Raw genomic sequence first — 11,908 nt, forward strand, 5'->3', positions numbered from 1 at the left:
CGATCGATCAGGAAGAACCACCACGGCGGCGTTTCCGAACACCGAACCAGGAGATTTTTCCATGAGAGCTCTTCGCTGGCATGGCAAGCACGACATTCGCTGCGACAACCACGTCCCGGACCCCGCCATCGAGGATCCGCGCGACGCCATCATCAAGGTCAGTTCCTGCGCCATCTGCGGCTCAGACCTGCATCTGTACGACGGCTTCATGCCCGGCATGCAGCACGGCGACATCATGGGCCACGAGTTCATGGGCGAGGTGATGGAGGTTGGCTCGGCGAACAAGAAGCTCAAGGTCGGCGACCGCGTGGTGGTGCCCTTCACCATCGTCTGCGGTGAATGCGACCAGTGCCGGCGCGGCAATTTTTCCGTCTGTGAGCGCACCAACCGCAACAAGGATGTGGCCGACAAGGTCTTCGGTCACACCACCGCCGGGCTCTACGGCTATACCCATCTCACCGGCGGTTACGCGGGCGGCCAGGCCGAATACGTGCGAGTGCCCTACGCTGACGTCGGCCCGGTGGTGATTCCCGACGGGATGACTGACGAGCAGGTGCTGTTCCTTGGTGACATCCTGCCCACCGGCTGGCAGGCGGCCGCCCAATGTGACATTCAGCCCACCGACACCGTAGCCGTCTGGGGCGCCGGCCCGGTCGGCCAGTTCGCCATCCGCAGCGCGGTCATGATGGGCGCCGAGCAGGTCATCTGCATCGACAACGTGCCCGAGCGGCTGTCCATGGCTCGCGCCGGTGGCGCTATCACCATCAACTTCGACGAAGAAAGCGTGCTCGAGCGGCTCAAAGAGCTGACCCGCGGCAAGGGCCCGGAGAAGTGCATCGACTCGGTGGGCATGGAGGCGCACGCGGCGCGTTCGATCGATTCGATGTACGACCGCGCCAAGCAGGCGCTGATGCTCGAGAGCGACCGGCCGCACGTGCTGCGGGAAATGATCTACGTCTGCCGCCCGGCCGGGATCATCTCGATTCCCGGCGTCTACGGCGGGCTGATCGACAAGATCCCGTTCGGTGCCGCGATGAACAAGGGTCTGACCTTCCGCATGGGCCAGACCCACGTCAACCGCTGGACCGACGACCTGCTCAGGCGCATCCAGGAGGGCCAGATCGACCCGAGCTTCGTTATCACCCACAGCGTCAGCCTCGAGCAGGGGCCAGAGATGTACAAGACCTTCCGCGACAAGCATGACGGCTGTATCAAAGTGGTTCTCAAACCCTAAGGGCCGGGCCTCGCGTCTCGCTAGCGGGACGTGGTCGGCTGCTTCTCCAAGCCCCGAGGAGGGACTGATTCATGAGCGTTCCACATCGTGTCACCCATACCAACCATTCCGCCCGCACGCTGGCCCGTGGCCTCGGCTGGTTCAGTATCGGGCTGGGTCTGGCCGAAGTGCTGATGCCCGGCAAGCTGGCACGCTTTCTCGGCGTGCCCGGCAACGAGGGGCTGATCCGTGCCTGTGGTGCGAGAGAAATCGCCAACGGCGTCGGCCTGCTGCTCGCCGACGATCCCAAGCCCTGGATCTACGGCCGCATCGGCGGTGATGCGCTGGATCTAGTCGGTCTGGGCTTGAGCATCGAGAACGGCACCGAGCAGGTCAACGCAGCCATCGCCGCCGGTGCTGTGGCCGGCATCACCGCGCTGGATGTGTCCTGCGCGCGTGGTTTGGCCAGCGAAAGTGAGCCCGTTGTCGAATGGGATTACAGCGACCGCAGCGGTTTTCCCCAGTCGCCGGACGCCATGCGTGGGCGCGTCGAGGCGGAGTTTGCCGCGGCGCGGGCGGAGCCGAATGGGTATAGGCCCTCGACGATGGTGCATTAGGGGGGCAGGGCGCGAAGCGCTGCTGCTGGTCGACGGGTGTTGCGGGCCTGTGTCCGAGTCGCTTGATGGCCTGGTTTCGCCCAGCAGGGCGAAACCAGTGCCCCAGCCAGCTCCGCCATCGGGCCCTGGGCTCGGAAGTCAAAGTCCAAAAGCTTCGCGGTCAAGACCGCTCCCACAAAGCGCAATGTGCAGACGCAGGCGTTTTTGCTTAGTTTTTAGCACTGAAAAAGCAACTCGCCCCGAACAATGCGATAAGCAATTTTTTGCTAAGGTCTGCAGCCCGCCCCCGTACCGCTACCCCTGGCGGTCGTCACCCGATGAGAATCCATGTCCGCCGTCGTCAACGTCGTCCTTCCTGTCTTCGCCCTGATTTTCCTGGGATACCTGTGCCGCCGCACCGGTCGCATGGGTCCGACGGGCGCCTCCGAGCTCAACCGTTTCGTGGTCTGGCTAGGGCTCCCCGCTCTGCTGTTCAGCGTGGTCGCCAATTCAACTTGGGAGCAGCTCTGGCAGCCGGGCTTTATCACGGCGTTCTCGGTGGGCTGTCTTGGCGTGTTCGGCTTCACGCTTGGCTATCGGTTGTTGCAGAAACAACCCTTGGCCGACGCCAGTCTCGATGCGTTGGGCGCTTCCTATGCCAATACCGGCTATATCGGCATTCCGCTGTGCATGCTGGTGCTGGGCGACGAAGCGCTGCAGCCGGCGATGGTGGCGTCGATCATCGTCGTCTGCGTGTTGTTCGCTATCGCACTGGCCTGCGTGGAAACCGGGTTGCATGCCGGCCAGGGTTTCAGCCGCACGCTGGGCAAGGTTAGCGGCGCGCTATTGCGCAACCCCTTGGTGGTGGCGCCGTTGCTCGGAGGCGCATGGGCTGCGAGCGGAATGGATCTGCCGGTGCCCCTGGCGACACTGCTGAAATTGCTCGGTGCGGCGGCGGCGCCGTGCGCGCTGGTGTCGCTGGGACTGTTTCTCGCCCAACCGCAGCCCGGCGGCAAGGTCGCGGGCGTCTGGCCGCTGGTGGCATTGAAACTGGTGGTACAACCGCTGATCACTTGGTATCTGGCGTTCCAGGTTTTCCAACTGCCGACGCTTTGGGCCTACTCGGCGCTGCTGCTGAGCGCGCTGCCCACCGGTACCGGGCCCTACATGCTCGCCGAGTTCTATGGCCGCGAGGCCTCGCGGGTCTCGCGCGTGGTGCTGTATTCCACGTTGGGCTCGCTGCTGACCTTGTCAGCGTGTCTGGTTCTGTTGCCGGCATAGCGTGGAATCGCGAAGCATTTTTCCACTCGGTGACTGGCAAGGCGCCGCACGCCGGCTCAATCAGCCGGCCGAGTCACTTCCAGCACGACCGCGGCGATCCGCTCGCACTCGGTATAGGCGCCATCGAGCAGCTCTTCACCGAACACATCCGGGTCGACTTCCCGGTAGTTCCACTGCAACCCGCGCCCTTCCAGACGTTGGCGGATTTCGTTGAGGAAGGGGTCCTGGCTGCCCGGCATCGCCACGCCGGTATAGAGCAGCAAAGTACCGCGGGGCGCGAGGCGCTCCAGGGCACTATCGAAAATCGCCAGTGACAGGCCCGCGCCCAACGGACCGCCACCGTGACGATAGGCCCGTTCTTTCGGGTCGACCAGATAAGGCGGGTTGGCCAGGATCAGATCGAACTCGCCTTCGACGTCGCTGAGCAGGTCGCTATGCCGAGCCGTCAGGTTGTCAGCCCCGGCCAGCGTCGCGTTGACCCGGGTCAGGCGCAAAGCTTCGGGGTTGATGTCCACCGCCACCACCTCGGCCTGCGGCCGCGCCAGCGCGGTGAGAATGGCACCGGCGCCAGAGCCGCAACCGATGTCCACCGCGCGGCTGATGCTGCCTTTGTGGTTGTTCAGGTGCGCCAGGATGGCGTTGGCGAAACGGTAGGTGTCCGGTCCAAAAAACACCGCGTCCGGCGCATCGGTGGGGTGCGCCGAATGCACGAACAGCTGACCGTCGAGACTCGACAGGCGCACCCGGCTGCGCCAGCGCGAGCCGCAGGGTTCTAGCACGCCGGCCTGGTCCATCAGGCTGAACAGCGCCGGTGGCAGCAGCTCGTGCTGGAACGGCCGGGTCCAGCCGAACACCCCGGTCAGGTCCTTGGCCAGGGCATTCTCGATGCGTTGATTGACCCGCTCGTGGGTCAGCGGGGTAGGGGTGATGAAATGATAGCCGCGCTCACGCAGCGCCTGAGCCAGGTGCAGCAGCGCGCGGTCCCGTGCGTTTTCCAAGATCATGTGATTCCCTGGCGAGGTTTCGCCTTCAGTTGAAAAGTCCGGTGAAAAGTCGGGTGGCCAGCAGCCCGGCAGCACTGTGGTGGCGGGAGGGGGCCAGCAAGGGCAGCAGATGGCGCATGCGCGCCTCGCGCGTTGGCAGCTGCGCCACTTGCTGTTCCAGCAACTGAGCCTCCTGATCGAAGTCGCTGACCGCCTGCCGTTGATCGTGCACCAGCGCAGGCTTGGCCGGCCGCTCGCTGGTGACGCGCCGACGGCCGCCGAACTGACCCTGGCGCTGTGCCAGTGACTGATGCGGTTTGCCTTGGGTCGGAGTCTGCTCCGCCAGCCAGTCGCCGGCGATCCAGTCATGGAGCAATTGCTGTTCATGGGCGCTGAATACGCCGAACATCGGCGCCTGTTCGCCGGTGATCATCTGCCAGAAGCGGCTGTTCTGCGGATCTTCGTGGCGCTTGATCCAACCGCGACGCTGCAGGGTGTCGAGGAACTGCGGAATCCGCTCCGGCTCGGCCAGCCACTGGTTCACCGTGTAGCCATCGAAGCGGCAGTAATCCGAATGCACGAACTGTCCGACGCCGGCCTTCTTTTCCAGCACGCGCCGCACCTCCTGTTCGGGATCGAATCCGCCGATCACCGAGAGCGTGCTGGCGCCCAGGTCGTTGAGGCGATAGCCGTTGACGACCCGGCGATAGAATTCCTGACTGTCGCCAACCTGCGGCCAGGCGGCCAGCAGACCCTGAATGGCCTTCTTCGCATGCCCGTTGTCGGCGTTGTCGACCGTCACGTGCAGGGTGAAATAGTAGGGGTCGATGCCCAGTTCGGTGAGCTCGTAGGAACTGATCAGCAGATGCAGCGGCAGCTGCTCGTAGCCCAGATTGAAGCCGATCACTTCGGGCAGAAACTGTTCGGCGTGCTCGGCCAGCGCCAGTTGAATCGCGCCCTGGACGAAGTTGTCGTCGCCGAGGTTCTGCCAATCGTCGCAGCCCTGGCTGGCGAGCAGCTTGCGATAGAGCACGACATGGTTCTTTTCCGGCAGCCCTTCGCCGAGCTCCTCGAGATAGGTCTGGATCAGCGCCGTGAATCGCGCATCGTCCCAGCGCTGCAGCAGGCCGTAGAGCCAGGCGCCGTCGACCAGTTTGGTCGGTGCCACGCCCTGCAGAAAATGTAGCGCATGGGCCTTGCTGGAGAAGTACCGGCGCGGTGCACCGGCGCGACGATCGTCAAGATAAGTCTGGTACTGGCCGCCGATTTTTGCCGTATGGCTCTCCAGCCATTCGCCCAGCCCCGCCGGGTCTGGTGGCAAGTCGCAGGGCAGGGAGGCCGCGGCATCCAGCTGGGCGTTGAGGTATTGCGCGGCGTTGGCACGGACGCTGTCGTTGTCGGGCGCGTCGAGCAGGGCGAAATAAAGCGTCTTGGACGGCGTCGCCGTTTCGGGGGCAACAGGGATAGCGTCTACGGGCAGGCTTCGAGTCAATTGCATAGCTTCACACGGCGGCAGTTGGGGAAGACCCCAGATGGTTTTTTGGCCGCTGCCCAGCGGGATAAGTTCAGCAAGTCTGCCGAATGGCCGGTCGTCCTGCCGGGCGGTCACGGTGCAACTTCCGGTGCCGATCGTCTTCCTAATTACGGAGGCACCGAGCGTGTCCGACGATCAATCAGACGGAGGTCCCATGAACCCATCCGAACGCGGCAAGGAAAATCCCGATCCTCTCGAAGACCGTAACGAAAAGCGCGGTGATCAGGCGCGCAGTCCGCGCAACGGCGAAGTGGCCGGCGGCGATCGCGACGATGTGCCGGGCGGTGCCTACAACGTCCCGCCGAGCATGGCGGACGAGGTCAGCGAAGAGGACGCATTGAAGCGTCGCAAGCCGCATAACCCCGAGCGCTAGCCGTCTTGCGCGGCGCGGGGTCGCTCGGCCGGCCGGGAAATATTTCCAGCGCGCCTTAATTTCCGGCGCGTTCGGGTCGCCTGCTGCCTTTAAGCACACCGCCGCTGCGGCCGGGACGACGCTCTCGGTCACGGGCTGCGGTCGAACAAAGGACTGCAGAGCCTCGCCATGCGACAACATAGCCGCCTTACCTTCCGCCATCTCAGCCGTATCCAGGTGACCAACCGTCTCAGCGGCGAGCCCATGGGCTATGTCGGCGATCTGTCCATCGCCGGCCTTCGGTTGGTCGCCAGACAGCCGCTGTCCATCGGTGGCTGCTACGAGATGTGCCTGCACGTACCGGATCACGGCGAGCGTTTGCGCGAGGTCGAGGTGGTGGTGATCTGCCAGTGGGTGCGCAAGGACTCGCGTCGCGATTCGTTCGAAATGGGCTTTGCCCTCGACCGGCCCTGTCCGCCATTCGTGCAGATGGTCGCCCAGCTGCTGCCCCGGCGGCGCTGACGAGCGGCCTGCTCAATGCCGGATCGTAACGAACTCTGATTGGCAGCTTCTGTCGCAACTCCTTGCGGCGGCCTCTTTGCTGTGGCCGGTAACCGTGGTCTTCAACCCACCGCACGCGAGAGGAGACGAACATGGCTTCACAATGGATCGATATTCCCGCTCAGGACGGAACCTTCAAGGGCTACCTGTCCCTTCCCCCTACCGGCGCCGGGCCTGGCCTGCTGCTGATTCAAGAAATCTTCGGCGTCAACGCTCATATCCAGGCCGTGGCCGACCAGTACGCCCGCGATGGCTACGTGGTGCTGGCGCCGGACCTGTTCTGGCGCAGTCAACCAGGCATCCAGTTGGGCTACACCGAGCAGGACTGGAAGCGTGCGTTCGAGCTGATGAAGCAACTCGATTTCGACTTGGCCATCGACGACCTGCGGCGCAGCGTCGAAACGCTGCGTCAGTGCGACGAATGCAGCGGCGAAGTGGCGTCGATCGGCTACTGCATGGGCGGCTTGCTGTCGTTTCTCTGTGCCGCGAATGCCGGGGTCGACGCCGCGATCTGCTATTACCCCGGCGGTATTGAAAACCGGCTGGCCCAGGCCGAGAAGATCCGTTGCCCGACGCTGTTCCACTTCGCTGAGAAGGACCATTACATCTCTGCCGATGCGGTAGCCGCGGTGCGTCAGGCGATGGCTGGCAAATCGGCGCAGATCGAAACCTATGCCGGTGTCGATCATGGTTTCAACTGTTGGGAACGGCCGATGTACAACCAGACCGCCGCCGCGCTGGCGCACGGGCGGTCGTTGATGTTTCTGGCCAATACGCTCTAATCACGCCGGTCATCGCTCGGTCGCGCCCGACGCGATCGGGCGAGTGGCTCAACCGAGCGTGCCGAGAATGTTCACCCCGACGCGATCGGGTATCTCGTTCTGCGACAGCACGTGCAGGCCCGGGCTGAAGACCCGTGCGTAGCGCGAAAGCAGTGGACGCAGCTGCGGCATCACGGTGAGGATCGGCGGGTGGCCCTCCTTGCGCAGCTTCTCCTTCACCACCGGCATGCTGTTCTGCAGCTGGTTGAGCAGGCTCGGCTCCACCGGAATGTTGTCCAGGCTCACCTGGCCGGCCTGCTGGGCGATGGCCAGGGCATTGAGCAGCGTGTTTTCCAGCGCGTTTTCCAGCACGAACACCGCCAGTTCGCGGCGATCACCGGCGATCATCGAAACGATGCTGCGGCGCAGCGCGTAGCGCACGTCGGCAGCCAGCAGCACTGGGTCCTTGGTGGTTTCGCTGCATTCGAGCAGGGTACTGGCGATGGTCTCGATGTCGCGCAGTGGCACCTCTTCCTGCAACAACTGGCGGTAGACGCGCATCTGCTGGGTATAGGTCAGTGCCGCCTTGAGGCTTTCAGCGAGCTTCGGTGCCTGTAGGGTCAGGCGCTGCATGAGGTGCTCGACATCGTCATGCTTGAACAGGTCCGGCAGATGCTCGCGCACCACCTTGTTCAGGTGCGTGGCGACCACGCTGGCGCAGTCGATCACCTGATAGCCGAGATTCAGCGCGCGTGATTTGTCCGATGGCTGAATCCACACCACCTGCATGCGGTAGGCCGGGTCGGTGCCGAGGATGCCGTCGATCTCGCCGTACAGTTCCGGCGAGGGGATCGCCATCAGGCGGTCGGCATGCAACTCGGCGCCGTCGATCTTCTCGCCGTTGATGTAGATGTCGTATTGCGAGGCTTTGAGCCGCAAGCTGTCACGGATCTGCACTTCCGGCAGCAGAAAGCCTAGATGCTCGGACAACGTTTGGCGCACGCCGCGCACCCGCGCCGGCAATGGCGCCCCGGAGGCTTCGTTGACCAGCCCGACCAGCTTGTAGCCCAGCGAAATGGACAGCCGCTCGACCAGCGGGATGTCTTCCCAGGCTAGCGATTGGGCCTTTTCCTTGTCCATCGCCTGCCCGATGGCCTGGATTTCCTTGAGATCGGCGCCAGCGGCCGGTGGCTCATGCAGTGATACCCGCCAGCCGATGAAGCCAATCAGCGCGGCGAAGCCGATGAATGCCAGGTGCGGCATGCCCGGTACCAGGCCGAGCACGAAGAGGATGCCAGCCACGGTGTACAGCGAGGCCGGGTTGGCCAGCAGCTGGCGCTGAACCTGGCTGGTGATGTCGCTGGATTCGTTGATCCGGGTGACGATGATCGCCGCCGCGGTGGACAGCAGCAGCGCCGGAATCTGCGCGACCAGGCCGTCACCGATGGTGAGCAGTGCGTACTGCTTGAAGGCTTCGCCGGCTGCCAGGTCATGGACGAACACGCCGATGGCAAAGCCGCCGAAGAGGTTGATCAAGAGGATCAGGATGCCGGCGATGGCGTCGCCGCGAACGAACTTCGAGGCGCCGTCCATCGCGCCGTAGAAGTCGGCTTCCTTGGCCACTTCCTGGCGCCGTGCCTTGGCTTCTTCGTTGTTCACCAGGCCCGCGTTGAGGTCAGCGTCGATGGCCATCTGCTTGCCGGGCAGGGCGTCCAGGGTGAAGCGCGCGGTTACTTCCGAGATCCGCTCACCGCCCTTGGTGATCACGATGAAGTTGATGATCATCAGGATGATGAATACCACCAGGCCGACGATGAAGTTGCCGCCGATCACCACCTCACCGAAGGCTTCGATCACCTTGCCCGCAGCGCCCGTGCCAGTATGACCTTCGAGCAGCACCACCCGCGTGGAGGCGACGTTGAGCGTCAGGCGCATCAGCGTGGTGATCAGGATTACCGTCGGGAACAGTGAGAAATCCAGCGGACTTTTCGACGACACGCTGACCAGCAACACCAGAATCGACATGGCGATGTTGAAGGTGAACAGCACGTCCAGCAGCTGCGGCGGCAGCGGCAGGATGATCATCGCCAGAATCGACAGGATGATCAGCGGGATCCCAATCCTTCCGCTGCTGAAGGTCGGCGTCAGTTTCTGAATCAGGCTCATGCTCGGGCTCGGTTGAACAGTTCTTCGGGAATGTGGATGTCGCTGGCCAGCTTCGGCTTGCTTCGCCGGCCCTGTTTCCAGGCCTTGAGCTGGAGAATGTAGGTCAGCACATGGGCCACCGCGGTGTAGAGCGGCGCCGGAATCTGCTGATTGATCTGGGTGCTGAAGTAAATCGCCCGCGCTAGTGGCGGCAGTTCGACCACCCCCAGGTTGTTGGCCTGGGCCAGCTTGCGGATGTACAGCGCCGTTTCATCGACACCACGGGCGATGACGAAGGGTGTTTCGGCTTTCTTCGGGTCGTACTTGAGCGCCACCGCATAATGCGTCGGGTTGACGATCACCACGTCGGCGTCCTTGATCACCCGGCTGATCTGCCGTTGGGCCAGCTGGCGCTGCAGCTGCTTGATCCGCGCCTTCACCTCGGGCCGGCCTTCCTGGTTCTTGTGCTCTTCCTTGCGCTCCTGCTTGGTCATGCGCATCTTTTTCAGAAAGAAGAAGCGCTGCAGCGGGATATCGATGAACGAGAACAGCACGAATACCAGCAGCAGCGAAATCGCCAGATCGAAGGTCAGCGAGAAGGCGCTGCCGATGGCGTTGGTGATGTCGCTGCGCTGCAGGGCGATCAGCTTGGGCGCGGCGTAGTACAGCTGGCCGGCGGCGATGCCCAGCAGCGCGGCGATCTTGAGCAGCGACTTGAGGAGCTCGGTCCAGTTCTGCGCACCCACCATCCTTCCCAGGCCGGTAATGGGGTTGAGCTTGCTGAATTTGGGCGCGAAGTTTTTTGAGGCGAAGACCCAGCCACCCGGCACCAGGGCGAAGGCGATGACCAGAATCGGCGTGATCAGCAGCGGCAGCAACACGCTGATGAACACCAGCAGGTTATGGGTGAGGATCAGCTGCAGATCTTCGACGGTGATTTCGCTCTTGTGAAAGTCGATGTACGAGTAGCTGAACGCCTGCTGCAGACCATCGAAAAAGAAGCCGAAGCTGAATTTGAGTACCAGCAACGTGGCCAGCAGCGAGACGGTGGTAGCGACGTCCTTGGAGCGGGTGACTTGGCCATCGTCGCGACTCTTCTTGAGTTTCTGCTCGGAGGCCTCTTCGGTTTTTTCCTGGCTGCTGTTCTGCTCAGACATTGCGGCCGCTCCGCAGAATCTCGCCGATGTTGCCCAGCAGCTCGCGGGTCAGGTGCAGGTAGGCTTCCGACAGGTTGGGGAGCGTCAGGAAGATCAATACCAATCCGGCGATGATCGCCATGGGAAAGCCCAGGGAGAACAGGTTCATCGCCGGCGAGATGCGGTTCAGCAGGCCGAAGCAGAACTGAACCAGGGTCATGCAGAAGACGATCGGCAGGGCGATCAGCAACGCGGCGGAAATCACCCAGCTCAGCGATAGGGCGATGGTCTGCAGGCCGTCGAAGTGAATGCCGCTGCCGACCGGCCAGAAAATGAAGCTCTGGTAGATGATGGTGACGATCACCAGGTGGCCGTCAGTGGCGAAGAACAGCAGCGCCAGCAGGATGAAATACAGCTGATAGATGATCGAGGCCGACGACACTCCGTTCATGGGGTCGTTGAACACCGCCATGGACAGACCCAGCTGGGTCGAGACGATATCGCCGATCAGGGTGAACACGGTGAACACCAGCATCAGCGCCACGCCCAGCAGCAGGCCCATGGCGATCTGCTCCAACGCGGTGAGAATGCCCTTCATGGATAGCGGGTCGATGGGCGCCGTGGCTGGAAGCGCGGCGGTGAGCACCACGGTCAGGGCAATCGCCAGCAGCACGCGAACCCGCACGCTGAGCGATTTGTGGCTGAACATCGGCGCCAGGCTGAACACGGCCATGATGCGGCAGAACGGCCACCAGTAACCGAGCAGCGACTGCAGGTACTGACCGACCTGCATGATGGGTTCGTTGCCCACGGCTAGCCGACCAGCCGCCCGGCTTGGGTGAAGGTTTCGATGAACAGGTCGCTGAAGGTGCGCAGAATCCAGTGGCCGGCGAACACGAGCATGCCGAGGGTGATCAGCAGGCGTGGCAGAAAGCTCAGCATTTGTTCGTTGATCTGGGTGGCCGCCTGGAAAATGCTGATCAGCAGGCCGCCGAGCAGGCTCGGCACCACCAGCACGCAGACCACCAGCACGATGACGTGGATGGCGTTGGAGACGATGTTGACGGCGGTGTCGGGGGTCAGCATGGGAGCACCTTCGCTTTTCGTGGGAGCGGCCTTAGCCGCCAAGCTTTTAGGCTCTGGGTTCGTGTGGTTACAGCCGTTGGCCGGGTTGGCTGAGGCAGTGGTTTCGCCCTGCTGGGCGAGTCACTTTTTCTTGCGTGGCCAAGAAAAAGTAACCAAAAAGAAGGCCACCCCTGCATCCGGGTTTTGCTTCGCAAAACTGCCCTCCCTCCGGTGCTGCTCCGGGGGTCGTCGCGAAGGGACATCCATGTCCCATCACTCCT

At 63.1% G+C, this 11,908-nt stretch carries 12 protein-coding genes; 6 read left to right on the top strand and 6 right to left on the bottom strand.

Going from position 1 to position 11,908, the window contains the following annotated elements:
- The first annotated feature begins 61 nt into the window (after positions 1–61).
- From MCB86_RS22645 to MCB86_RS22655, 3 genes are all read left to right on the top strand, one after another.
- A complete protein-coding gene (locus MCB86_RS22645; protein ID WP_045160106.1) occupies positions 62–1,234 on the top strand; it encodes a zinc-dependent alcohol dehydrogenase in 1,173 nt (390 codons plus the stop codon).
- A 71-nt stretch (positions 1,235–1,305) separates the two neighbouring features.
- A complete protein-coding gene (locus MCB86_RS22650) occupies positions 1,306–1,830 on the top strand; it encodes a hypothetical protein (protein WP_045160107.1) in 525 nt (174 codons plus the stop codon).
- A gap of 327 nt (positions 1,831–2,157) precedes the next feature.
- Positions 2,158–3,090 carry an AEC family transporter gene (locus MCB86_RS22655; protein ID WP_045160108.1) on the top strand — a complete coding sequence of 311 codons (933 nt, stop codon included), beginning with the start codon at positions 2,158–2,160 and terminating at the stop codon, positions 3,088–3,090.
- Between the two features lie 56 nt (positions 3,091–3,146).
- On the opposite strand, the gene MCB86_RS22660 is transcribed toward MCB86_RS22655, so the two are convergent.
- Together MCB86_RS22660 and MCB86_RS22665 are read right to left on the bottom strand one after the other, a co-directional pair.
- Positions 3,147–4,094: a class I SAM-dependent methyltransferase gene (locus MCB86_RS22660; RefSeq protein ID WP_239612223.1), complete on the bottom strand. Its 948-nt coding sequence runs from the start codon at positions 4,092–4,094 to the stop codon at positions 3,147–3,149.
- Positions 4,095–4,119: 25 nt separating this feature from the next.
- On the bottom strand, positions 4,120–5,571 hold the full coding sequence (locus MCB86_RS22665) for an iron-containing redox enzyme family protein (RefSeq protein WP_239612224.1): 1,452 nt from the start codon (positions 5,569–5,571) through the stop codon (positions 4,120–4,122).
- Between the two features lie 190 nt (positions 5,572–5,761).
- Between MCB86_RS22665 and MCB86_RS22670 the strand changes: the two genes are divergently transcribed.
- From MCB86_RS22670 to MCB86_RS22680, 3 genes are all read left to right on the top strand, one after another.
- The gene (locus tag MCB86_RS22670; protein WP_045160110.1) at positions 5,762–5,980 is read left to right on the top strand and encodes a hypothetical protein; all 219 of its coding nucleotides are present in this window, start codon (positions 5,762–5,764) and stop codon (positions 5,978–5,980) included.
- Between the two features lie 168 nt (positions 5,981–6,148).
- A complete protein-coding gene (locus MCB86_RS22675; protein ID WP_045160111.1) occupies positions 6,149–6,481 on the top strand; it encodes a PilZ domain-containing protein in 333 nt (110 codons plus the stop codon).
- A 131-nt stretch (positions 6,482–6,612) separates the two neighbouring features.
- The gene (locus tag MCB86_RS22680; protein WP_045160112.1) at positions 6,613–7,302 is read left to right on the top strand and encodes a dienelactone hydrolase family protein; all 690 of its coding nucleotides are present in this window, start codon (positions 6,613–6,615) and stop codon (positions 7,300–7,302) included.
- A 48-nt stretch (positions 7,303–7,350) separates the two neighbouring features.
- On the opposite strand, the gene flhA is transcribed toward MCB86_RS22680, so the two are convergent.
- From flhA to MCB86_RS22700, 4 genes are read right to left on the bottom strand one after another with little or no spacing between them, the layout of a single operon-like run.
- Entirely contained in the window at positions 7,351–9,447 is a 2,097-nt protein-coding gene (gene flhA / locus MCB86_RS22685; RefSeq protein WP_239612225.1) for a flagellar biosynthesis protein FlhA, read from the bottom strand.
- Complete coding sequence (gene flhB / locus MCB86_RS22690; protein ID WP_239612226.1) at positions 9,444–10,583, bottom strand: flagellar biosynthesis protein FlhB; 1,140 nt, start codon at positions 10,581–10,583, stop codon at positions 9,444–9,446. Before flhB ends, flhA begins: the two co-directional genes overlap by 4 nt.
- Complete coding sequence (gene fliR, locus MCB86_RS22695) at positions 10,576–11,355, bottom strand: flagellar biosynthetic protein FliR (RefSeq protein ID WP_045160115.1); 780 nt, start codon at positions 11,353–11,355, stop codon at positions 10,576–10,578. Before fliR ends, flhB begins: the two co-directional genes overlap by 8 nt.
- Positions 11,356–11,375: 20 nt before the next feature.
- Entirely contained in the window at positions 11,376–11,648 is a 273-nt protein-coding gene (locus tag MCB86_RS22700; protein WP_019342009.1) for a flagellar biosynthetic protein FliQ, read from the bottom strand.
- Positions 11,649–11,908 lie beyond the last annotated feature (260 nt).

The sequence above is a fragment of the Pseudomonas sp. KSR10 genome (assembly GCF_022355455.1).
GTDB classification, from domain to species: Bacteria; Pseudomonadota; Gammaproteobacteria; order Pseudomonadales; family Pseudomonadaceae; genus Stutzerimonas; species Stutzerimonas stutzeri_E.